Raw genomic sequence first — 24,250 nt, forward strand, 5'->3', positions numbered from 1 at the left:
GGACAGTTAGCAAAAAAAGGGCGTAACTGTGCCTATGTTAGGCAAATATTGGAGGACGGTATAAAGATGAAAAATACTGAGGCATTAGTGCTGAGGTAAACATTGTTGCAGAATTAACTAAACTGACTTCTGATTTAAGTGTTGGCATTGCCATGGTTAAAGCAACAGATAAGCATGAGCCGACAGGACAATGGCACGCTTGGGCGCAGCAACTATCATCCGCACTATCATTCATATCCATGTTCATTTGCATACTAGCGTCATGACATGCTTTGCCATTTTCAGCAGGAATATTTGAAGTCGTCATTGAACTCATTGGCATAGTACCAGGCATAATCACAGACGCAAAAGTTTGACCGACAAACGTCAGTAAAACAAACATCATGATTAAATGGACTCTACGCAAAATATATCTCCAATGATTATAGAGTAATAATAATAAGAAAATCTTAGTTTAGCAATGAATATTTTATTAACAATATTACATTAAATAGTTATTAGAACATCATTCTAATAACTAGAATTAAAATCAATTAAACATAAAATATAACGATGCAGATAGTTTTATCTGCATCGATATTCTAATCAACTTACCACTATCGTTTCTCATGTCTCAATTGAGTACGACGCCATAAGAAGAACACAACAGGAACAATTAATAGTGTCAGTATGATTGCACTGACCATTCCGCCTACCATTGGCGCAGCAATTCGACTCATCACCTCGGAACCAGTTCCTGTACCATAAAGGATCGGTAATAACCCTGCTATGATTGCCGCTGCGGTCATCATTACAGGACGTACACGCATACCTGCACCTTGAATAACAGATTGAGTCAACTTTAGTTCATCAAACGTTTCTAGTTGCTGCGAACTATGATCAATCGCTTCTCTATAAGCTTGGTTTAAATAGACAAGCATAATGACACCAATTTCGACAGCGACACCCGCCAATGCAATAAACCCTACCCCTACAGCAACTGAAAAGTTGAAACCTTGTAGATACATTAACCAGATGCTACCCACCATAGCAAAAGGCAATGTTCCTACAATAATCCCGACCTCAACAATATTGCGGAAATTCATAAACAATAAAATAATGATAATAAATAACGTTAATGGCACTACGTAAGTAAGCTTTGCTTTAGCTCTTTCCATATATTCATATTGACCAGCCCAAGTGATAGAGTAACCCGCGGGTAGTACCAGTTTATCACTGACAACTTTTTGGGCTATTTCAACATAACTACCGATATCGACACCATCAATATCAATATAAGCCCAACCATTAAGGCGAGCATTTTCACTTTTAATGCCTGGAGGACCATTTTCAATAACAATATCTGCTACATCACCCAAAGAAATTCTTAAACCTTGCGGAGTGACTATAGGTAATAAAGCTAATGCTTCAGGAGAATTTCGATAATCCTGAGGATAGCGTAAATTAATAGGATATCGCTCTAATCCTTCAACTGTTTGTGAAATATTCATACCACCGATTGCAGTGGACACAACTTGTTGAATATCAGCAATATTTAGACCGTATCGAGCGGCTTTCTCCCGTTGAATATCGACTTTGATATACCGTCCACCTGCAACCCTCTCAGCATATACTGACGCGGTGCCCTCAACATCTTTAAGGATTTCCTCTAATTGTTTACCTATTTTCTCAATTTCATTGAGACTAGGACCCGCAATTTTAATGCCTACTGGCGTTTTGATCCCCGTCGCTAACATATCAATTCGGGTTTTAATGGGCATTACCCATGCGTTCGTCACACCGGGTAACTTAACTAACGAGTCTAATTCTTGTTTCAAACTCTCAGTCGTCAGGCCTTCTCTCCATTCACTTTTTGGCTTAAGTTGAATAAACGTCTCCACCATTGTCAAAGGTGCAGGATCCGTTGCCGAATCTGCTCGGCCAACCTTGCCAAATACGGTTTTAACCTCGGGCACTGTGTAAATTAACTTATCCATTTGTTGCACTAATTGGCGCGCTTTACCAATAGAAATACCAGGGTAAGTTGTTGGCATATACATTAGATCTCCTTCATCTAATGGAGGCATAAACTCACTACCAATTTTATTTAGTGGCCATACACCAATTGCCAACACGAATAACGCAAATAAAAGTGTTATTTTCGGAAATGCCAGTACTTTTTTCAACACTGGCATATATGCAGCAGTTAACAATCGATTAACGGGGTTTTTATGTTCAGGAAGCACTTTTCCCCGAATAAAGTATCCCATTAGCACTGGTACTAAGGTAATAGCTAACGCTGCCGATGCAGCCATTGCGTAAGTTTTAGTAAATGCAAGTGGTGAAAACATCCTTCCCTCCTGTGCTTCGAGGGTAAATACCGGTAAAAAACTAACAGTAATAATCAGTAGACTAAAAAATAATGCAGGGCCAACTTCGCTGGCAGAGCGCGCAACGATCTGCCAACGGTTTTCAGGAGTTAATGGCGTTCGTTCCATATGCTTATGCATATTTTCAATCATGACGATGGCACCATCGACCATGGCGCCAATCGCAATAGCAATACCACCTAAAGACATTATATTGGCATTTAAACCTTGTAAGTGCATGATAGTAAATGCAGTTAAAATACCAACAGGCAAACTAACAATCGCTACAAGTGATGATCTTACATGCGCCAAAAAGACCATACAGACTAAAGCAACGACTAAAAATTCCTCTAATAGTTTAAAACCTAGGTTTGATACAGCTCGCTCAATCAAACCACTGCGATCATAAACGGTCACTACTTCCACGCCCTCAGGAAGACCTTTCTTCAATGTCTCTAATTTAGCTTTAACGCCATCAATAGTCTTTTGTGCATTTTCACCAAATCGCATCACAATAATGCCGCCAACCGTCTCACCTTCACCATTGAGATCGACTACGCCTCGGCGCATTTGCGGTCCAGTCCCTATATCCGCAACATCTTTTAACAGTAATGGTGTACCATTATTGTTAACGCCTAAAGGGATGTTTCCTATATCCTCTTTACTCTCAAGATACCCTGTTGCGCGAACCATATATTCTGCTTCAGCAATTTCGACAACTGAGGCACCAATTTCTTGATTACCACGGTTAATCGCCATTTGAATAGCCGTTAAAGGTATGCCAAAGGCACGTAATTTATCAGGGTCTACCTTAATCTGATACTGTTTGACCATCCCGCCTAGAGCGCTCACTTCAGACACGCCAGGGACAGTTTGTAATTCATACTTTAAAAACCAGTCCTGTAGACTGCGTAACTCACTAATATCGTGCTTACCTGTTCTATCGACGAGTGCATATAAATATACCCAGCCCACTCCTGTTGCATCAGGGCCTAATTGAGGTTTTGCATTATCCGGTAACGTTGAAACGACTTGACTGAGGTACTCCAACACACGACTACGAGCCCAATATAAATCGGTTTCTTCATCGAAGATGACATAGACATATGAATCACCAAAAAATGAGAAGCCCCTGACCGTTACTGCACCTGGCACCGATAACATGGCTGTCGTTAATGGATAAGTCACTTGGTCTTCTACCACTTGAGGGGCTTGACCTGGATAACTTGTTTTAATGATTACCTGAACATCAGATAAATCAGGCAAAGCATCAATAGGGGTATTTTTAAGTGAAAATAAACCCGCGCCGACGAGAATAGCACTGGCAAGCAAGACAAAAAATCTGTTCGCAACAGACCAACGTATAATTGATTCAATCATGGCTATTCTCCCGATTCCATTCCTGAATGATCAGCTTCATGTGTTGTATTAGAAACCTCATCAGTGATTTTAGGAGTGCGTATATCCACCACTTTTACCGCGCCATCTGATGTTTTTTCTAATTCAATATGAAGCACAGTACCAACGGTAAATACAGAGAAGTCCACACTGTCATCAACGGTAAAATCCATGGTCATTGATGGCCAGTCCCATTCACTGACAGCTTGATGGTCCACATTAATCATTCGATGTGCAGCCATAAGACTATTTACTTTTGCTTCTACCCAGGCGGTATCAGAGGTGATGGCTTGGATATCGGATTGCTCATCTTCATGTGCTGTCATGCGTTTAAGATCCGAGGTTTTATTTGATTCTGAATCCAATAAAAACTGTGCAGATGAGACGACAACATCGCCCTCATACAGCCCTGATTCAATTTGAATACTGTCATCATCTAATCGCCCTACCGTCACTGCAACAGATTTATATTTACCTTCACCGAGAGCAAGTACTACTCGATCAGAGTTTCCGGTTCTAATAACCGCCTCCCTTGGTAACAGTAATACGTCCTCATCACTTAATGTTTTGATCGACACTTGTGCAAACATATTTGGCTTTAATGCCGCATTGGTATTATCGAAACGTAATCTCACTTTTAACGTTCTTGTTTTACTGTCTAATGTCGGATAGACGTAATCAACTTTGCCCTGCCAAAATTGACCAGGCAAATAATCTAATTTCATTTCAACAATTTGCCCAACTTTAACCATGTTGGCTTGGCGTTCAAAAATCTCGGCCTCGACCCATACCTGTGATAATGAACCAATTGAAAACATTGTCATACCCGGTTTAACAAAAGATCCTTCCCGTATATTCAAATTATCAATCACTCCACTTTGAGGAGCATAAAATGTAATATTTTGTTTGACCGTTCTATTTTTACGTAGCGCTTGAATTGCCGAGCTTGGTATTTGTAACGCTTTTAATCGTTCTTCAGATGCTGTAATTAGGCGCTGATCTTTTCGATTTAATGCGAGTAACATTTCCTCTTGCGCGTTAACTAAAGCTGGAGAGTAAATTGAATATATAGGTTGTCCTTTAATAACCGGATCACCAGCAGCCTTGACATATAATTCTTCAACCCATCCATCTACCCTAGGATTAATATAAATAAGGTGGTCTTGATCATATTGAACATAACCCACTGTTTTAATATTATTTTGAAGTGTACCTAAAGTGACTTCAGTTGTGCGTACACCCAGTTTATTAATAACAGCTGGCGATATAGTAACGGCTCCCGGCCCAAAATCTGTCGAGCCAGCTGCATCTTCGTACACTGGTATCATGTCCATACCCATGGGTGATTTCCCGGGTTTATCGCTACGAAAATTAGGATTCATAGGTGCGACCCAATATGATGGCTTAGCTTTTTCTTTGTCCTCTGAAACTACTTGATTCTGTGGTGTATATAGGATTGTCGCACTAATACCAGTAAGAATACCGATAACTAATATGCTGATCATTTTCAAATTGCTGTTCATTTTGCTTCTCCATCAACATACGATTCATGCGAGATACTAACTGGACCCACTTTAGGGGTAAAAAAATAGTTCAATTGAACCTTAACTTTCTGTAAATCAACGTTAATGGCCAAAGCATCTAATTGAGTATTTAATTGAGCAATGAGGGAACGTACGACTTCAGCGAAATCACCTTTATCATTTGTGTAAGCCGTTAGCGACGCATCAGCTTGATCTTGCATTTGAGGTAATAAAAAATCGTTGTAGAGTGTCTGACGTTGTTCCAATTTAAGAAGTTGCGCTTTAGCAGTACCGTATGACGCCATCATGTTTCGAAGCAGTAACCACTTTTCCGTTTTAATTGATTCAGATTGATAAATAGCGGCTTGAACTTGCTTGTCTTGTTTTGACGAAGTAAATATTGGTAAATCAAAACTCACGCCAATTGATAGCAAATCATCGCGAGAATTACCCATAGGATCATCGCCTCGATAACTGTATCCAGCATTTACACCCCATTCAGGCTTGTACAATTGCTTTTTTAACTCGACACCTTTTCGGCTTGATTCAATCCTTTGCTCTAATGCTGAAATGAGTGGATGAACAGAGAACGCTTCATACAGAGCCTGTTGGTAATGTTGGCTTTTTTCCTCATCGAAATAAAGATTAGGATTCGTTAGTTTAATTTGAGGAAGTATATTAGGGACGGTAAACGTCGAAAATAACAGCTCATAATCTTGTTCATGATCTATTCGATATTCATCAACAAATGCCTTACCCACCCATTCAGATAATTTCTGTTTAAACATATCTTCTTGCTGAGCCAAAACGGTCAGCTTATCTTCAAGACGGGTCACCTCTAACTGAGCACGAATAATATCCTGCTGATTAGATTTAACTAAAGCAGATGAATACCCTGCTTTAACAACATCTGATAGTTGTTCAAATAAGTTACGATTGCGCTCAATCAGTGCAATGCTCTCTTGCGCTTTATATACATCAAACCAAATTTGAGCTGTGGTGACACTTAACTTTGCTCGTCTATCTTGTCTTAAGAAAGGATATTGCTCAGCCGTTAGCTCAAGTTGTTGTTGGCGTAAACTTAAGCTATCCCCACGGGGAAACATTTGAGTGACACCAATTTTCATTTGAGTCATTGCTTCTTGTCCAAAATCAAAAGTGTTTATGGACAAATTAGCTAAACCAACACTGATTTTTGGATCTGGTAAGGTTCCTGCCGCGATACTCTCAGATTTAATAGCATCTTGTTGAAATTGATTACTGACTAACCAGGGATCGTTTGATTGAGAGAGATAAACTGCTTCTTCCAGTGATAATGTCTGTACTGGTTCTGCCGCATATACCGCAGCGCTAATACCAATAAAGGGCATCACTACTATTAGAATATATTGAGTGTAAATTTCACTCAACTTCTTGTAAATTAAAGACATAAAGCCTCCAAATTAATCACCAATGCTCGAATTTAATTCGAACAAAGGTAATATCTTGTTAATTTATTTTAAAAAAGATAAATGAACAGGAAGGCGATCAAAAATTGATCAAGCCTTTCCTATCTAACAAGAAAATATTGGAGGACGATATAAAGAAGAGTTATATTGCGGAGTCGTATTTTGAGTCAAACCAGATATAAAACTACTCAAACTTGAGATAGTTACTGATTGGACAATTTTCATTTCAAGGGCAATTGAAAAACAAGTACCTATCGGACAATCACATTGATTATCACAACAATCAGCAGTGTCTGCTGTAAGTGTTTTAACGGCATCAGCATCTGATGTTAATTGGTGATGGCAAGCGTTAGTCGCAGCGGTATTCACTGGATTTGATTTACTTAACATTAAATTCATATCAGAGGGGCATGGCAAAATCACAGACGCAAAAGCTTGACTGACAAATGTCATCAAGATAAGCATCACGGTGATAATTCGCATACGACTCAAGATAAAACTCCAATATAATTAGTGCTATTAATGTTAACTCAACTTGACTAAATCATCCTAGTTAACTGTAGTGTTTTTTTACTTTAAACTACTGATACTTGACATAGATCACACTTCGAAAGCTCTTACAAAAGATAGTCAGTGTCGATAAAAATCAACATCTAATTGTCTTAACTTATCTTGGATCCTGGTGGGGGTTTGTGGCAACTATGTGGTTGATGATTTGCATTATCTTTGATGTTTTGATCCACAAATTGGTAGTAACTTTCCTTCACATTAGTCCACCAATCGTTATGAATATGAGCACCATGCTTTCTGATAACCGCTTCAATACCTTCTAAATTGATATGACTGGCATCATAGGCTAGATAAATAGATCCCGATTTGTCATTATAAATCACTTCGTCTATGCCAAACAGTTTGTCTATCTCAGTCTTTAATGCTTCTAAATTTTGATTATCTACTCCAGTTAATCTTAGGTTTCTGACAACTAAAGTGGCTTCTTTAACGCCCGGTCTATGTTCAAAATCACTCATAATGCCTCTCTTAATCATTAACTCATCATTATTCTGATGATTTAGGTAAAAGGTAATTAAAAAACGGCCAATTTTCTAACCTAAGAGGTAAACCGCATAGGTTAGAATCAAAGTTTTGATTTAAAAGTTAAAAAATGCACATTCTAGTGCTGCAATTATCTTCATCATTGATACCAACATATTGAAAAAGACTTATGGGTAACTAGTGATTATTCAACAATCAATACTCCTTTATACATTTGCATCTGACAATGAAATGGATACTCACCCTTTTCTAGTGCCGGTAAGGCTATCGTCGTCGGTTTATCCAGCGCTAAATCTTGGCTAATCTCCAAGTCGGGTAGCAAGACTGTGGCGGAACATCCGGATTTGTCTTGGCGTAAAAAGGTTATCTCCGTTGGTGTATTAGCCGCTATTTTAATTCTTGCAGGCGAATACACCCCGTCTTTAACCAGTATCGATGTGCTGGCATCAACCTTAGTTTCATTTGATGGTTTATACAGCCAAAACCACCAAATGATAAAACCGATTAATGCGATACACAGTAAATTAATTAACATGTTAAGCCTCCTAGTGTTCTTTGGCTTTAAACAAACGTAAACGGTTAGCGTTACTCACTACGGTAAGTGATGAAAAGGCCATCGCAGCCCCTGCAATGACTGGGTTTAGCAAAATACCAAAAACAGGGAAAAGCACACCTGCCGCTAAGGGAATACCCGCAACGTTATAAATAAAAGCGCCAAACAAGTTTTGTTTAATGTTGCGCAGCGTTGCTTTACTAATGGCTATCGCATCGGCTAAGCCATGAAGTGATCCACGCATTAAGGTAATATCAGCACTTTCTATCGCTACATCTGTGCCTGTTCCAATAGCAAAGCCGACATCGGCTAACGCTAATGCGGGGGCGTCATTAATGCCATCGCCGGTCATACCTACCACTTCATTTTGTTGCTGAAGTTCTGCCACTTTATTGGCTTTATCTTCTGGCATGACTTCTGCGAAAAAGTCATCAATACCGACTTTTTTAGCCACTGCTGCTGCGGTCGCTTTATTGTCTCCGGTTAACATAATCACTTTAATGCCACTGCGTTTCAGTCTCGCAATCGCTTCGATTGAGTCAGGCTTTATTGGATCTGATACCGCTATAATGGCCAGTAACTTCCCCGCAAGAGCCAAATACATTGGTGTTTTAGCCTCTTCTGCTAATATTTGAGCTTTTGCTTCATGAAGACCAATATCAATGTGTTTGTCTTGCATCAGTTTTTTATTACCAAATAATAATATCTGTCCATCCACTTCAGCTTCGACACCTTTGCCCGAAATGGCAGTAAAGTGTTCTGTGTTAATCGCATCAATGCCTCTAGCATGTGCGCTTTCAACAATGGCTTGAGCTAATGGGTGTTCTGAGTGACTTTCAATTCCAGCAGACAAGGCAAGTACCTGCTCTTCACTGTCGGCATTAACCAAAATAATATCGGTAACTTGCGGTTTACCTTCGGTAATGGTGCCAGTTTTATCTAATATCATGGCGGTGATTTTAGACGCGGTTTGCAATGCTTCACCGTTACGAATAAGCACCCCTGATTCAGCCGCCTTACCTACGCCGACCATGACCGACATTGGCGTTGCGAGTCCTAGCGCACAAGGACAAGCAATAATTAATACCGTTGTTGCTGACACGATGGCAAATACGCTCGATGGCTCAGGGCCAAAGTTAAACCACACCATGGCACTGACTATCGCGATGATCATAATGGCGGGCACAAAGTAAGCGGCAATAACATCAGCTAAACGTCCAATCGGCGGCTTAGAGTTTTGCGCCCGTTTGACCATACTAATAATGCGCGCCAATGCGGTATCTTTTCCGACCCGTGTGGCTTTAAATATGATTGAGCCTGATTTATTCAAAGTACCAGTGACCACATCATCACCAAGCACTTTCTCAACTGGCATTGGCTCACCGGTCAACATTGATTCATCAATGGTGCTGTTACCTTCAATAACCACTCCATCGACGGGGATTTTTTCGCCTGGGCGAACTCTAACGTGATCGTTAAGTAATACATGGGCAATGTCGATATCGAGGTCTTTTCCATCACGGATAACCCGAGCCGTTTTAGCTTGCAAGCCAATGAGACGCTTAATGGCTTCAGAGGTTTTACCGCGTGCTTTAACTTCGAGTGCTAAACCAAGATTAATTAAACCAATAATCATTGCGGTCGCTTCAAAGTAAACATGCCTTGCCATCTCGGGAAATAATTGTGGAAATGCAACAATCAACATCGAGTAAACCCAAGCTGTACCGGTTCCTAAGGCGATGAGGGTGTCCATATTGGCATTATGGTTTAAAAATGATTTCCAGGCACCGATATAAAAATGCCTACCGGAGATCAGCATAATGGCCAGAGTCATCACACCAACCAGTCCCCACACCACTTGCTCTGATAGGGTTGATACCGTCATTTCGCCAATAAAAAGTCCATAAATCATCAACGGAATACCGACGGACAATGCGATAAAGGTATGGCGCAATAAACTTTTATAATGTTGTAAATCAGCCTGTTCTTTCTCGTTCATGGCATCTTCTGCCGACTCAGCCTGTATTTGAGTGGCGTTATAACCGGCACTTTCTACCGCTTTGATAATCAACTCGGCAGACGCTTTACCCGTAACCAGTACCGTTCTGTCGGCAAAGTTCATTTCGGCCGAATCAACGCCTTGCACGCTGTTAATCGCTTTTTCAATTTTGCCAACACAACTCGCGCAGCCTGCGCCGAGGATATTGAGTTGCATAGGTGAGTGTGTAGTGTGATCCATTACTTAACCTCCGTTGATGTTAAGGTAACCTTGTTATGCTGAGGAACACTTGCTGTAGGAAGGTTAGCTTGGTGGGTACCTTCAATCAAATGACACACCATGTTTCCTGTCGGCAGGTTATCTGGCATGGTTGACCATTGGTCTACGGCCTGTGAAAGTCGTGATCTTAGTTTGACCATTTCATTAAATTGTTGCTCTGTTTCATCCAGTTTTTGTTTTACTAATGCCCGCACAAGGTGACATGCACTTTCACCGTGATCGGTTTTTGAAAAAATCACTTTAATTTCATCAACTGAAAAATCAAGTTTACGAGCGCTTAAAATAAATTGCATACGCGACTTATCTTTGTCGTTATAGATTTTATAACCATTTACTGGAGATTTATTAGGATTCAGCAATCCAATGCGAGTGTAAAATCGCACTGTGTCAGCGGTAATGCCTAAGTCATTAGCAAGTTGATTCACTTTCATATGCCTCCCAAAGCTAACGTTAACCGTTACGATAGTTTGACTATAAACCTATGTGTTACACACAGGTCAAGTAAGGTTTGAATTTTAAATAATAGGACGCATTTGAGCGCCCTATTATTAGAAGGTTAGTGCTGCATCATTTTACTGTGTTGTTTCATGATGATAGCCATTAACTCTTGGTGATTAACTAACTTGACGGTTTCACCTTTAATACTGGCGCTATCTAATGTTATTAGTGGTGATTTGATAAAATTTTTGGCATTTTTCGCAGAAAGGATATCTTTGGTATTAACTTGAATATCTTCATCATTTGTTAAATTTAAACTCCAATATAACGCATCAGACTTAATGAAATTAGTATCATCAGGCCCGGAGGAAAACAGTTCGTAAAACTGTAATTCAATTAAATGCTGACCAGGTGAAACCTCTAATTGACTTTTATTTGAAACCGGTTCTCCATCGACTGCAGCAAAAATCAAATAGTCTGGTAATGAGATAGTGGCAGCCATTGATACTGAGCTGGCTAAAGATAGTATTGAGATAGCAATAAATTTTTTCATAATAAACTCCGTTAGCTTTTTGATACTGATAATGACAGCAACAAAAATCTTTATAAATTAATATAGGTAACTGATATAGATGATTAATTTGGATAAAGAGTTAAGCTATTGGAGGTGGGTTTTGGCTGGATAGATTAGAAGGGGTTGATACCCATAAAGGCAAACTGGCCTTCGCACTGGTTAGCCCTATAGTGATAAGCTCTATGGCTGTAAACAACGTAAAAGTATTCGCGATCGCATGGCAATGACTAATACATTGACTCATATCACCTAAACAACAATTAGGGTCGTTATCACAGTCAGTGTCCATCATTACTGACTGATGAGAGCTGCTCGATTGTGCGTCAGACATCGTCATTTGTGTAGACTTAAGCATTTCATTAGACATAGCGAAGCTAGGCATCAACAATTGCCCTACTAGTGATAATATAATCGCTATATTTAACAACACTTTTAGCATTTATGGTGTCCAAGAAACCGAATATGATTTCACTATAGCAATTTTCAGTAACATTTATTCGACTCACATCACATTTAGCAACTACACATTTAGCAATCATACATTTAGCGACTAACGATATGATGCCTAGTCAGTGATTAAAGAGCTAAATACGTTAATACCCGCACGACAGAGAACGCCTCTATCTGCCTAAAACGGTCTGATGCATGCTATATCAGTTATATAATGCTATTAGCTAGGCTAGTATTTGTTAACAAACTCTTTAGCATAAAATTATCTTATTGTTTTATCATGATAAATATAATTTCCAACATATTTAACGACCAATAAACCTCAACAATATAAGCTATACTTTGCACTTAAGAGAGCCTATGCATCTTGTTGTGGGGATATTGTGATAACAAATGTCATTGTGTATGCTGCAAGCCAGCTATTAACATTATTGTAACTATTTGGCTGTCGTTATGTGAAGCTACTGAGCAAAGATTTATCTCATTTGCAATGTAGTCTTAAGTGGAAATCTAACCTAACGAACACTGTTGTTAATGTTTATTAGCAATCATACCTATAACAATAATAAGGTGCACAAATGTTCGGATTGTTGAAATATTTTTTATATCTGTTGTTGGTTCTTTTAGCTTGCCTTGCTATTTTTATTTATCTTAATCAAGCACCTGATAAGTCAGTTGCAGAGCTGAGTAAGCGTTGGGCTCAACCGCCTTCGCAGTTTGTTAACATTGCAGGAATGAATATTCACTTAAGAGATGAAGGGCCAAAGTCTGATCAAGAACCCATAGTGTTAATCCATGGTACAAGTGCGTCTTTACATACTTGGGATGGTTGGGCAGACGCATTAAAAGAACAGCGCAGAGTTATTCGTTTCGACTTACCTGGATTTGGATTGACCGGGCCCGATCCTGACAATAATTACACCATTGAACATTACGCTGATGTCGTTGCTGCAGTGCTCGATGAATTAAAGATACAAAATTGCGTGTTAGCAGGTAACTCTTTAGGGGGATATGTATCTTGGGCCACTGCTGTGCGGTACCCGAATAGAGTGTCGAAATTAGTGTTGGTTGATTCCAGTGGATACCCTTTTGAACCTGAATCAATACCACTGGCGTTTAAATTATCACAAAATCCGTTAACCAGTGTGTTGTTAAAAAATGTTCTACCTAAATCATTGGTGGCACGCAGTGTTAAGAATGTTTACGGTAATCCTGATTTGGTCAGCGATGAATTAATTGACCGATATTACGACCTATCGCTTCGACGAGGTAATCGAGACGCCTTGAAAGCGCGCTTTAAACAGACATTACCTGGACTTTTGGTCAATAAGATTAACACGATTGATGTACCCACATTGATACTATGGGGAGCCAAAGACAGGTTAATTCCGCCTAAGTATGCAATTCAATTTAATAGAGATATCGCTGACAGCACATTAGTTGTGTTTGATGAGTTAGGCCATGTGCCTCATGAAGAAGATCCGCAATCAACAGTATTGGCGGTAAAAAAATTCTTAGCAACGCATCCTCCATCCATAAAGTCATAAGCCATACCAGAGTTTAATAAACTACTGTAGAGGGTAACGGCTTAGCCTCTTTTTTATAATGTTCCAGTGTCCCCAGCCTTCAGCACCTTCACCCTCTAAACCTTGATAACCGATACTGGCTGAAACATTGACACCATTATCAAATGCATAGCTTGGGTGAACGGCGTAGTTAATACCTTGCCAGCCATCAACACCAAACCAATCATCTATTGTTGGAGTCACTTCAAGTTGAACCGTAGCGTGTCCAAATTGCTTACCGACTTTAATCCATAATTCAGTGTAATTAGAATAAGAGGCACCAGGATAAAGATAAGAAAATACCATAACGTCGTAACTAATACTGCTATCGCCAAATTTGCCTGCTTTACCAATATAAGGTGCGGTGACAATTTCTAAATTGGGATCAGCAAACTTAACGTTTGAAGCAAACACGCCGACATACCATCCAAAATCATTACCCCAACCAAGAGTGCCTTGCACCACAGGGACATCGCCATCCATGGTTTCTGATTCACCTCGAAAAACATAATCAGAAGCAAAGGTTAATTTACCGTTAATCGTGCCACCCAAGACATCTTGATTCGTTGTCGTATCGGCAAAAGCACTCGCCGATAGGATTAAGCTACTTAACAATATTGACTGAGCTAATTGAGTTGTGTTGATGTTCATATTTATCACCCTAAAAATGAATGTTCTCGTTGATAGAGCGACTATATTCAAAACTTATGAATGGCTATTGAGTGTGATGTGAATTGATAGGTAACAAATATGAAGAATTATGAACACCAATATTTAACATGATCTGGGTCATATTATCGAACCTGAATAAACGTTTGTTTGCATCTAAAATTGAGCCAAAACAAGTAGGTCAGCCTTGAGGCTAAAAGCAGCCTTGATTCAAAATTGATGATTAGAGGTATTGCTAACGCGGCTTGACTAGCTTGCCCACTTCACCTTAGTCAGTGTGCATGATGTGAAACTCAAGATGACAAGCTCACCATATTCACTTTTGGTTTTAAAGCGTAAAACCTCACTTTTAAGCTGAGGTGTTAGCTGAGGTGTTAGCTGAGGCGCAATTTGGGATAAATACTTGAGCGTGTTGAGGTTAACATTAAAGCTGTTGTTGTTTGCTCACTGGCTGGTGATAAAATCTCAAGGTTTTACCTACGCTTAACGTGTCTTTGTCGGTCATGTTATTCCAGCTAGTGATCTGCTCAACGCTAACCTTGTAGACTTTAGCAATACTCCACAGTGTATCGCCATTTTGGACCGTATGATTACCGTTAACTTGAGGGCTACTGGCCACTGTCATTAAGACTGGTTTATTAGGGATAGTGTGTTTTTGAGCCATTAGTTGAGCAGATTGAGCTGCGGCAAACTCAACATCGAGAATAATTTGCGATGCAGTATGTGGCATAAATAAAAATTTACCGGCAACGATTTTATCGCCACTGATGTCATTCATTGCTTGAATTTTAGACACCGAAGTTTGATGGCGCTTGGCAATAGTACTAATATTATCACCGGCTTTTATCTGGTATTTGTACCATTTAACTCGTTCACTAATATCTGTATCTGCCAGTGCTTTTTTAAACTCACTGACTTTACTCACCGGTACAATCAATTGATGTGGTCCATCTGGTGATGTCGCCCAGCGATTAAATCCAGGATTTAATTTTTGTAACCGAGCAATGGGTATATTAGCAAGGTCGGCTGCCACTGAGATGTCTATTTGGCTGCCTATATCAATAACTTCAACCAGCGGTTTATTCGGAATGGATTGTAGATTAATGCCATAATGTTGCGCATTTTTTATTACGTCAGCAATAGCCAGTAATTGCGGCACGTATTGCCTGGTTTCTTTAGGTAATGGCAAAGACCAAAAGTCTGTGCTTAGCCCTCTAGATTCATTATATCTAATCGCCTCACGTAATCGGCCTTCACCAGCATTGTATGCGGCCAATGCGTATAACCAGTTGTCGGTCTTTTTATACAAGTATTGAAGCATATCTAATGCTGCAGTTGTTGCTGCAGGTACATCTTTTCGACCGTCGTACCACCAATTCATTTGCAAGCCAAAATGGCTCGCCATCGGCGAAGTAAACTGCCATAGCCCTGATGCATCGGCGCTAGAATAAGCAAAGGGATTAAATGAACTTTCAACCATAGGCAATAAAGCCAATTCGATAGGTAAATCTCGATGTTCAAACTCTTGCACAATTAAATACAAAAACGGCTTGGCGCGTTGCGAAATGCTCTCAAGATGTTGTGGATTATCAATGTACCATTGTCGATATTGGTTAACTAACTGCTCATCAGGAATCGGCATATCCATTGAATAACGAATACGCTCCCACACATCACCACTGTCTTGATAATTTCGCCGAGCTAAGAACTTAGGGATCGTTGATGAGATTGTTTTATTAGCAGCATTTATATTGTTATCTGCATCGGCATCTTTAATTGCAACCGTTTGACAACCACTTAACAGGATAAAGCCTGTTGCGATAAGGAAAATTGGTGTTCTCAATTAAAGGTGTTCCTCAAATATTACGCTGTTATTTTATGTTTATAGCGCGAGTTTTTTAAAGCAAAAGTCCTATATTGTAATTGAGTTTTATTTTTCTATCCATCAGTTTTAAAAAGCCTATTTAGCAACGCTCACCAATAGCTTTAGCGATAAATATATTCACCTTATTAATGAGGTCATGTTCCATCATAATATCAATTGTTCAAAAGACATCATGCCGCAATAAACTCTAGCCTCTTGTGATCTACATCATCGGATTTCGATTTTATCAATGCCACTGTCAGTTATTTTCACTGTTTAAAACCTATTTGGCTCCGTAGATTAGAAGCTATCAATAGACACTAGACATTCGTCTTTTAAAAAATGAGTTTCATCATGGCATTACAAGAAAATATTGTCAAAATCGTCAGCCACCCTCACCTTTCTCCTAAGCAAAAATCAAATTACTTAGCATTAGAGGCTGAAAACAGCCTGCCATATGTGACAGTGTCTGAATCGACTAGTCATGCAATGAAGGACGGCATTATCTGCGATATGTTTGAAGGCCACGCACCGTTTAAACCGCGTTATGTGCTGCCAGATTATGCTAAATACCTCAAACAAGGCTCTGAGTATTTAGAATTGTCGCCCGCTGAAGATTTTGATGACGCGCTCAATGCATTAATAATTTTGTATCATCATGTGCCGTCGGTGACCAATATTCCGGTATTTTTAGGCCATGTAGATACATTATTAATGCCTTTTGTCTCAGGGCTTGATGCTGATGTTATCTATCGTAAATTAAAACGCTTTTGGATAATGCTAGATCGAACCTTACCCGATGCGTTTATGCATGTGAATATTGGCCCCACCGATAACATTATTTGCCGAACCTTATTACGTATTGATGTTGAGTTACAACAAATAGCTCCTAATTTAACCTTTATGTACGATCCAGGGGTAACCCCTGATGATTTACTGCTACTGGCAACCACCAATATTTGTTTGTGCAATAAGCCTCACATTGCCAACTACCCATTGCATGCTGATACCTTTGACGAACGTGGTTTTGGCATTGTCAGCTGCTATAACGCATTGCCATTAGCTGGAGGTGCTAATACCTTAGTACGACTTAATCTGAAACAAGTCGCGTTAAAAGCCACCAGTATTGACGACTTTTTTCAACAAACATTGCCTCATTATTGCCAACTTACTTTTGAGCTTATTGAAGCACGTTCAGCATTTTTACATCAAAAATCGCATTTTTTCGACAGTTTTTTAGTTAAAGAGCAACTCATTGATGAGTCACGTTTTGCACCAATGTTTGGGATTTATGGTATGGCTGAAGCGGTGAATATCTTACAGGCCTTGTCCGCTACCGATCCAATTGCCAAGGTTAACTCTACTAAAGGTGTGAGTTCATATGGTAACGGTTATGGCCACAACCTTGCCGCCAACCAATTAGGCCTGAAGATTTCTGCCGCATTAGATAAGATTGTCACATCGACTCCAGTGACCTATGGCTATAATGGTCGAGCATTATTACATTCTCAAAGCGGTATCAGCTTAGATAAAGGTGTCACTCCAGGCGTTCGTATTCCTTATGGCACAGAACCAGACCCTATTAGCCATATTCAAGCGTTAGCGAAACATCACCAATATTATACCGCGGGGATTAGCGATATTCTCAGCATAGATGAAACCGTAAAATCGAATCCACAAGCCATGTTGCAACTGTGTAAAGGCGCTCTTAGCTTAGGTTTTAGGGAGTTTACCGCCAATGTTGCCAACAATGATTTAGTTCGCGTGACAGGTTATATGGTTAAGCGGTCCGACATTGAAACCTTTAAACATTGTGGTTCACGCACCAATACCACGGGTTTAGCGGCTGAGGCTGCCATTAATACTGGCATATTACAGCGCCAAGCTCGGGTTATCGCTCACGAACAGTCGCCTTTTGTGTATGAGTAAACACGCTATTGTAAGCCAAATATTGCCATTTTCCTGTGTCGATGGTCCAGGCAGTCGATTGGTGATTTTTCTGCAAGGTTGCAATTATCAATGCAAAAATTGCCACAATCCGCAAACAATAAGCTTGTGTGATACTTGTGGCGACTGTGTTGATCATTGCCCTGAGCAAGCATTAACACTTATTGCAACGCAAGAGATCGATTTAAAACAAAAAACGCATATCGTGTGGAATAGCACGTTATGTATCGAATGTGATACTTGCCTGACGGTATGTCCTACAAAATCGTCGCCTAAAATATCGCATTATTCGGTTGAGCAAATGCTGACGGTGATTAGTAGTCAGCATCATTTTATCAATGGCATTACCGTTAGCGGTGGCGAAGCGAGCTTGCAGTTACCCTTTGTGATTGATTTGTTTAAAGCGATTAAATTATCTGAGTCATTATCACACCTTAGTTGCATGATCGACACTAATGGCAGCTTAAGTACTAGTGGGTGGCATAAATTATTGCCATATTTAGATGGCGCTATGGTCGATTTAAAAGCATGGCAACAAACCACTCATCACTACATTACGGGTCGTGACAATCAGGCTGTATTTAACACCATAGCGTTACTTGCCCAGCACAATAAACTCTATGAAGTGAGACTATTACATATTCCAGGCATTACAGACTATGATGTGGAGATTGACGCACTCGCGACTTATTTGGCTAAACTGCCAAGCGATACCCGAATTAAATTAAATGCATTTCACCATCATGGTGTTGGAGACATTGCCTCAACATGGCCGCAATGCACTCAAGCTGATATAGAAAGCCTCGCTACGCTACTTAGCCAACGAGGAGTGACTAATATCGCTCTACCAGCCTTATATCTTTAATTCAATGGTATTGATTGAAATCGATTTAATATCAATACCCTATTACAACCTAGTAACTGCACAGTAATATTTGCTCGTACAACCAACGGTGTGCGGGGTCGTTCATACTCTGTTTATGCCACACTAGGCTATAAGCCACTTTGCCATAATCTATCGGTAAAGGTTTGATAATCAGCCCTTGGGCTTGTTTAGCCATTGATGCCCAACGGCGCGAACAGGTAAACAGTAATTCACTGTGATGACACATTAACGCTGCGCTGCCAAAGTCTGCCACTGAAATGGGTACCGCGCGTTTTTTAGATTGTTGTGCCAGCAAAATATCAAAAAAAGGCGTACTTAAGTCAATATCAGTGATACCGATGTGGCTGAAACGTAAATAATCATCAAGGCTGATGCCTGGTTGCAACGCTAAAGGGTGTGATGCATTCATTAAGCAAACCATCTCATCATTGATCAAGGTTTCCCAGACCAAATCATCATCGATATGGCTTGGCTGACTTAAGTCATGGGGTAACATAATAAAATCTAACGAGCCCTTTATTAAGCCGTCAAAACCTATATTGTCTTTACTGTAAATAGCTAGATGGATGTTAGGCGCTAGCTTTAGAATATGAGCGCTTATTTTAGCCGCCAGTAGTTCAAAGGTACTCTCACGCATCGCGAGTGAGAAACGTCCTTGATAATCGGCAGGAGTAAACACATCTTGGCTCATGATATGGTTCATATCATTAATCATCTGCTTCACGCTTGGGCCAAGTCTGCGTGCCAAAGGTGTCGCAATAAGTGAATTGCCGTGACGATAAAATAATTCATCGTTTAGGCTGTCTCTAAGCTGGCTCAAGGTTTTACTCACCGAAGAAGGGCTTAAACATAATTGCTCTGCACTGGCAGTGACACTGAGTGTATCGAGCATGACATGTAAAGTGATTAAGTGTTTCATGCTGATACGGGAAAGCTTTGCCAAATCCATTAGCGTATTGAACCTTTATAAGTCGTGGATTTAATGATTAAAATATAAAGGTAAATGACGTTGGGGGATAGATAACAACGTCATAATCAAGACATGCTTCACACCGGTGACTGATACATTAGAATAATCACCAAAATATTCAACAACCGCCACTGATTTGAGTACTCAGTACTAACGATATATTTCACCTAAAAAAATATCCTCTCAGACAAGTCATCGAGGATATTAGGCTGATTATATTACCAAGCTCATATAAAGAACTTATTCACTGAGATCATTAGCAAAGCTTGTTCGTAAAGTTAGCTAATATAGCTCTGACCAGCATAGATAATGAAATGTCGTAACGCTAACACACCGGTTAAACTACAACAGGCAACGGTTATCATCATCGCTTTTGTATGGCGTGTGCTTGACGGTAAAAACATCGACAAAATCGGTATCGCAAAGCCAATACCAACAACCCCATACCAAAATACGCTGCCCCAGATGTCTTGACTCAATGATGCCAAAGACTCGGCCGCTGCGCCGCCAGTAAAATACAGTGACGTAAACAACATAACTAAGAACATCATTTCAGTAATGATCACCGGTAAATCTAAACCGTGTAACTTCATCACATCGTCGTCATGTGTTGCGCTGTTAAAGCAGGTTAATGCCACAATTAAGTTTCCTGCAGCACCAGCTGATAAACCCGATGCTAAAAATAACGCCGGTAAGATTGCCGTATTTAACATAGGGTATGCATTCATCGCCGAAAGCAGAAAACCGGTATAGGCTCCCACACCAATCGCAAGTACAAACAATAGTATTTCAATCACTTTACGAAATGGCATTAATAGATGACTTATCGGCACTAAGAACCCCAATTTCCATTTTGGCAGTTCATCGCGTAGTACAATCATCGAATACGCGATACCCAAAGGTGAATACGCTAATAACGCAACAACACCAATGGCCATCACAGAGTCGAAATTGTAATTGATTAAAATCAACCAAAAATGAAATGGTTTGGTTAAGTCAAATACCAAACATGCAAGCCCTAAGCTAATCGCCACAGGACCAATAATCGCAGAAGCTTTTAAGATTGGGCTTTCAATCTGTTTATCTTTGCTATACCAACGCATAACAATACCAATCAGCACGCTACCTGCCGATAACCCGGCCATAAATAAGTAAATGGCAATAATCCAGTTCCACACCACAGGATCGTATTGCGCCATATCGCCCCAGATATTGTTCATGATTGAATCCCTCCACGTTTAGTCGGAACACGGTAAACCCTAGGTTTGGTGCCTAAATGGGTTTTATCTTGATAGGTTATTTTGGTATTGAGTAACTTAGCCACGTCGCTGTTACTGTCATTAGCATCGCCAAAATACAATGCATCGGTAGGACACACCGTCACACAAGCGGGTTGCTCACCTCTTGCCAAACGCGTGTCTTTACAGAAATTGCATTTGTCAGCCGCTTTAGTGATGGGGTTAATAAATCGAACTTTATAAGGACACGCCGCCACACAATACATACAACCGATGCACTTATCGTTATGGATAGACACTAGGCCATTTTCATCGATGTAAGCTGCACCTGTAGGACACACAGTGACACAGGGCGCGTCCTCACATTGCTGACATGACACTCTATGGTATTTAAAGTGAAGATTAGGTGCTTCACCAAATGGCCCTTCTACTCGTACTTGCAGGCGGGTTACCCCTTCTGGTACATCATTTTCACTACGGCAGGCTACATTACACGCTTGGCAGCCGATGCATTTGTTTTCGTCATGCACCATGACATATCGTTTATTCATAGGAGACTCCAAATCAATTAGTTACGGCTAAATTTTTGCCAACTTAACACCAGTGGTATGTATGTTCATGCCACAAACTGGCGCGATAGAATTTGGTAGTAGATTTCCACAATGAATACCTTTTCCTGTGGCACGCACCAATTCTTTGTTTTTGGATCCAAAGCCCATGTATGCAAATACTGTGTCTTGGCGAATTCCAGGCGTGACTAAAGCGGTGCCTTGTTCACTGCCGACACTGCTGGTTAATTGAATGGCATCACCACTGTGAATATTTAAACGACCTGCCGTAATAGGATGGATCCAAATAGGATTGTCAGACATCAAGTTGGCTAACATTGGAATGTTATGCGTTGCCCCGTTGGTATGGACGGCCACTTTGCCTTGAATAAAATACAATTCGTCAGCTTGCTTAAGCTGCACTGGGCGATGCTTAATCACACCTCTACCAGGAGCCATGTCTTCAACTTGCGCAGAGGTTAACTCTATTTTTCCGCTCGGGGTTTTAAATGTCATTGCCGATGCATAGCTGCCGTCATGATCAGCATGTCGAGCATTAGGATAGGCGTTAACAAATTCGGCAACCATACTCGGTTCTCGTAACATTAACGGCTTGCCATAACTGACGTAACCCATTTTTTTGATGTGTGCTAGTAGGCTGTGATCACGATTAACCTGCATGAGTTGTAAGGTTTCAATGTTTTCCCATGGGTAAAACTTCTCAAGTCCTAACGCATGGCCTAGCTCTTTAAATATTTGCCAGCTTGGACGTGTATTACCAATGGTTTCCACCGCACGTTGACGCACATAATAAGCCGGGTTTTTACCTGATTTATCAAAAATTTCTTCATCACGTTCAAGGTAGGTAGACTCAGGTAAAATAATGTCGGCATACGCCGCTGTTTCACTGATGTACAGATCGCAGCACACCACTAACTCTAATGCCTTAAGTGTTTGTTCGACTTTTGCTCTGTCTGTTAGCGTTTGCATTGGGTTAGTACGACTCATCACCCAGGCTTTAAGTTGATATGGTTTAGCCTCTAATGTTGCATCTATGATGGTTTGATACACACCACCTGACGACCACATGAGTTTGTATTGCTTTTCAACTTGATCAATGCGGATAGCAGAAGGTTTAGGCATACCTTCAACACCCGGTGTCGCTAATTCTGGCGCGACAGCTTCACCGGCAAATTTGTTGTAACCAGAGGCCTTTTGGCCCATGTATATGCCACCTTTACGCTCAATATTACCAATCAAAATATTGGCTGCATAAATAGCGCGGCGCATATCAAATTCTTCTGGTGTGAAAGTAGCACGATGACCAAAATCAACCACTGCATGTGGCGCATGGCTGGCGTATTCGTGTGCGATACGACGAATGGCAACCGCAGACACATCTGAAATTGATTCAGCCCACTCTGGAGTATATTGTTTAACTTCAGCCGCAAACTCATCAAAACCGACAACATATTGTTCAACAAATTGACTGTCATACAAATTGTCATAAATCAGTACATGGCATAAGGCTAATGCCACTGACACATCAGTGCCTGGACGTATGGCGTGCCACTCATCGGCTTTATCAGCGACAACAGAAAAACGAGGTTCAAATACAACTAACTTAGCCCCTTTGTCCATTTGCGCTTGCATCATGCCTCTGGTTTCAGACATGTTAATACCTTCATAGATATTATGACCAAAATTGATGATGTATTCAGAGTTACCAAGGTCGCGTTTCATTTTGGTGCCGAACATGGCTTTCGCGGCAATTTCATAAGCGCCAGGACATGTTGAAGCATGTGTGAATGTATTGGGCGTACCAAATGCCGCCGCTAAGTGAAAAACATGGCCGTCTAACGAACCAGATTTAGATGAAAACGCGACAGTTTCTGCACCGTATTGTTTTTTTATGGTGTTGAGTTTCTCGGCGATAAATTGATAAGCATCGTCCCAGCTAATTTCGGTCCATTTACCTTCACCACGCTCACCGGCTCTTTTTAACGGTTTAACAATACGCTGCGGGTCATATAAAAGACTATGGCCAGCACCGCCCCTTGCGCATACCTTGCCACCAAACGATTTAGCTTCTTTATTACCGCTAATAAAAATATTTTTGCCATCAATCACTCGTGCTGATATTGGACAACGTGTGGAACACATTTCGCAAATACTGGCCACTTCAGAAGAAATGCCTTTTAAAGGTTGTTTTTCTAATGCTGCTAGCGAGCCAGGTAAAATACTTGCCAGCGCACAAGTTGCACCACTTGCACCTGCTCCCTTTAAAAAATGACGCCGATTTAACTGAATCATAATTGCCCCCTTCATCTTCAACCAAGCACGAAGTTATTACGGTTAACGTAGGTTTAATGGTACTTAGCATGCTCATAACATAATAAGTACTATCGCTAACCACATTATTAACCCACTAATAACTTAAGGGTATTGTGGTAAACCACATTGAAGATAATCATTTGACTGACATCACGGTTTACACTCG

19 protein-coding genes and 1 pseudogene are annotated in these 24,250 nt (G+C 40.4%); 3 read left to right on the plus strand and 17 right to left on the minus strand.

Features of this window, described 5'->3' with window-relative positions:
* Nucleotides 1-37 precede the first annotated feature (37 nt).
* The 11 genes from EGC82_RS11590 to EGC82_RS11640 form a co-directional block, all read right to left on the minus strand.
* Nucleotides 38-385 (minus strand): hypothetical protein, encoded by a 348-nt coding sequence (locus EGC82_RS11590; RefSeq protein WP_244212454.1) that lies wholly within the window; start codon nucleotides 383-385, stop codon nucleotides 38-40.
* A 211-nt stretch (nucleotides 386-596) separates the two neighbouring features.
* Nucleotides 597-3,728, minus strand: a complete 3,132-nt coding sequence (locus EGC82_RS11595) for an efflux RND transporter permease subunit (protein ID WP_124730901.1) — start codon at nucleotides 3,726-3,728, stop codon at nucleotides 597-599.
* Between the two features lie 2 nt (nucleotides 3,729-3,730).
* A complete protein-coding gene (locus EGC82_RS11600; protein WP_124730902.1) occupies nucleotides 3,731-5,269 on the minus strand; it encodes an efflux RND transporter periplasmic adaptor subunit in 1,539 nt (512 codons plus the stop codon).
* Entirely contained in the window at nucleotides 5,266-6,699 is a 1,434-nt protein-coding gene (locus EGC82_RS11605) for a TolC family protein (RefSeq protein ID WP_124730903.1), read from the minus strand. The genes EGC82_RS11600 and EGC82_RS11605 overlap by 4 nt, the downstream gene beginning before the upstream one ends.
* Nucleotides 6,700-6,822: 123 nt before the next feature.
* Nucleotides 6,823-7,200: a hypothetical protein gene (locus EGC82_RS11610; protein WP_124730904.1), complete on the minus strand. Its 378-nt coding sequence runs from the start codon at nucleotides 7,198-7,200 to the stop codon at nucleotides 6,823-6,825.
* Nucleotides 7,201-7,379: 179 nt separating this feature from the next.
* A complete protein-coding gene (locus EGC82_RS11615) occupies nucleotides 7,380-7,745 on the minus strand; it encodes a cation transporter (RefSeq protein WP_124730905.1) in 366 nt (121 codons plus the stop codon).
* Between the two features lie 209 nt (nucleotides 7,746-7,954).
* The gene (locus EGC82_RS11620; RefSeq protein ID WP_124730906.1) at nucleotides 7,955-8,305 is read right to left on the minus strand and encodes a cupredoxin domain-containing protein; all 351 of its coding nucleotides are present in this window, start codon (nucleotides 8,303-8,305) and stop codon (nucleotides 7,955-7,957) included.
* 10 nt (nucleotides 8,306-8,315) lie between these two features.
* A complete protein-coding gene (locus EGC82_RS11625) occupies nucleotides 8,316-10,562 on the minus strand; it encodes a heavy metal translocating P-type ATPase (RefSeq protein WP_124730907.1) in 2,247 nt (748 codons plus the stop codon).
* A complete protein-coding gene (locus tag EGC82_RS11630) occupies nucleotides 10,562-11,032 on the minus strand; it encodes a MerR family transcriptional regulator (protein WP_124730908.1) in 471 nt (156 codons plus the stop codon). Before EGC82_RS11630 ends, EGC82_RS11625 begins: the two co-directional genes overlap by 1 nt.
* A gap of 125 nt (nucleotides 11,033-11,157) precedes the next feature.
* On the minus strand, nucleotides 11,158-11,592 hold the full coding sequence (locus tag EGC82_RS11635) for a DUF2057 family protein (protein ID WP_124730909.1): 435 nt from the start codon (nucleotides 11,590-11,592) through the stop codon (nucleotides 11,158-11,160).
* 100 nt (nucleotides 11,593-11,692) lie between these two features.
* Nucleotides 11,693-11,995 (minus strand): hypothetical protein, encoded by a 303-nt coding sequence (locus EGC82_RS11640; RefSeq protein WP_244212455.1) that lies wholly within the window; start codon nucleotides 11,993-11,995, stop codon nucleotides 11,693-11,695.
* Between the two features lie 646 nt (nucleotides 11,996-12,641).
* On the opposite strand from EGC82_RS11640, the gene EGC82_RS11645 reads away from it, so the two are divergent.
* Nucleotides 12,642-13,610, plus strand: a complete 969-nt coding sequence (locus EGC82_RS11645) for an alpha/beta fold hydrolase (protein ID WP_124730911.1) — start codon at nucleotides 12,642-12,644, stop codon at nucleotides 13,608-13,610.
* 57 nt (nucleotides 13,611-13,667) lie between these two features.
* Here EGC82_RS11645 and EGC82_RS11650 read toward each other — a convergent pair.
* A pseudogene (locus EGC82_RS11650) lies at nucleotides 13,668-14,279 on the minus strand (TorF family putative porin); the annotation flags it as partial.
* A 442-nt stretch (nucleotides 14,280-14,721) separates the two neighbouring features.
* Nucleotides 14,722-16,140, minus strand: a complete 1,419-nt coding sequence (locus EGC82_RS11655) for a LysM peptidoglycan-binding domain-containing protein (RefSeq protein WP_124730913.1) — start codon at nucleotides 16,138-16,140, stop codon at nucleotides 14,722-14,724.
* Nucleotides 16,141-16,515: 375 nt separating this feature from the next.
* On the opposite strand from EGC82_RS11655, the gene EGC82_RS11660 reads away from it, so the two are divergent.
* Together EGC82_RS11660 and EGC82_RS11665 are read left to right on the plus strand one after the other, a co-directional pair.
* Nucleotides 16,516-18,090, plus strand: a complete 1,575-nt coding sequence (locus tag EGC82_RS11660; protein ID WP_124730914.1) for a YjjI family glycine radical enzyme — start codon at nucleotides 16,516-16,518, stop codon at nucleotides 18,088-18,090.
* A complete protein-coding gene (locus EGC82_RS11665; RefSeq protein WP_124730915.1) occupies nucleotides 18,083-18,973 on the plus strand; it encodes a YjjW family glycine radical enzyme activase in 891 nt (296 codons plus the stop codon). Before EGC82_RS11660 ends, EGC82_RS11665 begins: the two co-directional genes overlap by 8 nt.
* Before the next feature lie 49 nt (nucleotides 18,974-19,022).
* On the opposite strand, the gene EGC82_RS11670 is transcribed toward EGC82_RS11665, so the two are convergent.
* The 4 genes from EGC82_RS11670 to phsA form a co-directional block, all read right to left on the minus strand.
* Nucleotides 19,023-19,943, minus strand: coding sequence for a LysR family transcriptional regulator (locus EGC82_RS11670; RefSeq protein ID WP_124730916.1), 921 nt, complete (start codon nucleotides 19,941-19,943; stop codon nucleotides 19,023-19,025).
* Between the two features lie 299 nt (nucleotides 19,944-20,242).
* The gene (gene nrfD, locus EGC82_RS11675; protein ID WP_124730917.1) at nucleotides 20,243-21,184 is read right to left on the minus strand and encodes an NrfD/PsrC family molybdoenzyme membrane anchor subunit; all 942 of its coding nucleotides are present in this window, start codon (nucleotides 21,182-21,184) and stop codon (nucleotides 20,243-20,245) included.
* Nucleotides 21,181-21,753, minus strand: a complete 573-nt coding sequence (locus EGC82_RS11680) for a 4Fe-4S dicluster domain-containing protein (protein ID WP_124730918.1) — start codon at nucleotides 21,751-21,753, stop codon at nucleotides 21,181-21,183. Before EGC82_RS11680 ends, nrfD begins: the two co-directional genes overlap by 4 nt.
* A 27-nt stretch (nucleotides 21,754-21,780) precedes the next feature.
* Complete coding sequence (gene phsA / locus EGC82_RS11685; RefSeq protein WP_124730919.1) at nucleotides 21,781-24,063, minus strand: thiosulfate reductase PhsA; 2,283 nt, start codon at nucleotides 24,061-24,063, stop codon at nucleotides 21,781-21,783.
* Nucleotides 24,064-24,250 lie beyond the last annotated feature (187 nt).

It is taken from the genome of Shewanella livingstonensis, from assembly GCF_003855395.1.
In the GTDB taxonomy this organism is placed as follows: Bacteria; Pseudomonadota; Gammaproteobacteria; order Enterobacterales; family Shewanellaceae; genus Shewanella; species Shewanella livingstonensis.

Coding starts and splice junctions, on each gene's coding strand:
- EGC82_RS11590 (WP_244212454.1), bottom strand. CDS start 385: ATGATGTTTGTTTTACTGACGTTTGTCGGTCAAACTTTTGCGTCTGTG.
- EGC82_RS11595 (WP_124730901.1), bottom strand. CDS start 3,728: ATGATTGAATCAATTATACGTTGGTCTGTTGCGAACAGATTTTTTGTC.
- EGC82_RS11600 (WP_124730902.1), bottom strand. CDS start 5,269: ATGAACAGCAATTTGAAAATGATCAGCATATTAGTTATCGGTATTCTT.
- EGC82_RS11605 (WP_124730903.1), bottom strand. CDS start 6,699: ATGTCTTTAATTTACAAGAAGTTGAGTGAAATTTACACTCAATATATT.
- EGC82_RS11610 (WP_124730904.1), bottom strand. CDS start 7,200: ATGCGAATTATCACCGTGATGCTTATCTTGATGACATTTGTCAGTCAA.
- EGC82_RS11615 (WP_124730905.1), bottom strand. CDS start 7,745: ATGAGTGATTTTGAACATAGACCGGGCGTTAAAGAAGCCACTTTAGTT.
- EGC82_RS11620 (WP_124730906.1), bottom strand. CDS start 8,305: ATGTTAATTAATTTACTGTGTATCGCATTAATCGGTTTTATCATTTGG.
- EGC82_RS11625 (WP_124730907.1), bottom strand. CDS start 10,562: ATGGATCACACTACACACTCACCTATGCAACTCAATATCCTCGGCGCA.
- EGC82_RS11630 (WP_124730908.1), bottom strand. CDS start 11,032: ATGAAAGTGAATCAACTTGCTAATGACTTAGGCATTACCGCTGACACA.
- EGC82_RS11635 (WP_124730909.1), bottom strand. CDS start 11,592: ATGAAAAAATTTATTGCTATCTCAATACTATCTTTAGCCAGCTCAGTA.
- EGC82_RS11640 (WP_244212455.1), bottom strand. CDS start 11,995: ATGCCTAGCTTCGCTATGTCTAATGAAATGCTTAAGTCTACACAAATG.
- EGC82_RS11645 (WP_124730911.1), top strand. CDS start 12,642: ATGTTCGGATTGTTGAAATATTTTTTATATCTGTTGTTGGTTCTTTTA.
- EGC82_RS11660 (WP_124730914.1), top strand. CDS start 16,516: ATGGCATTACAAGAAAATATTGTCAAAATCGTCAGCCACCCTCACCTT.
- EGC82_RS11665 (WP_124730915.1), top strand. CDS start 18,083: ATGAGTAAACACGCTATTGTAAGCCAAATATTGCCATTTTCCTGTGTC.
- EGC82_RS11670 (WP_124730916.1), bottom strand. CDS start 19,943: ATGGATTTGGCAAAGCTTTCCCGTATCAGCATGAAACACTTAATCACT.
- nrfD (WP_124730917.1), bottom strand. CDS start 21,184: ATGAACAATATCTGGGGCGATATGGCGCAATACGATCCTGTGGTGTGG.
- EGC82_RS11680 (WP_124730918.1), bottom strand. CDS start 21,753: ATGAATAAACGATATGTCATGGTGCATGACGAAAACAAATGCATCGGC.
- phsA (WP_124730919.1), bottom strand. CDS start 24,063: ATGATTCAGTTAAATCGGCGTCATTTTTTAAAGGGAGCAGGTGCAAGT.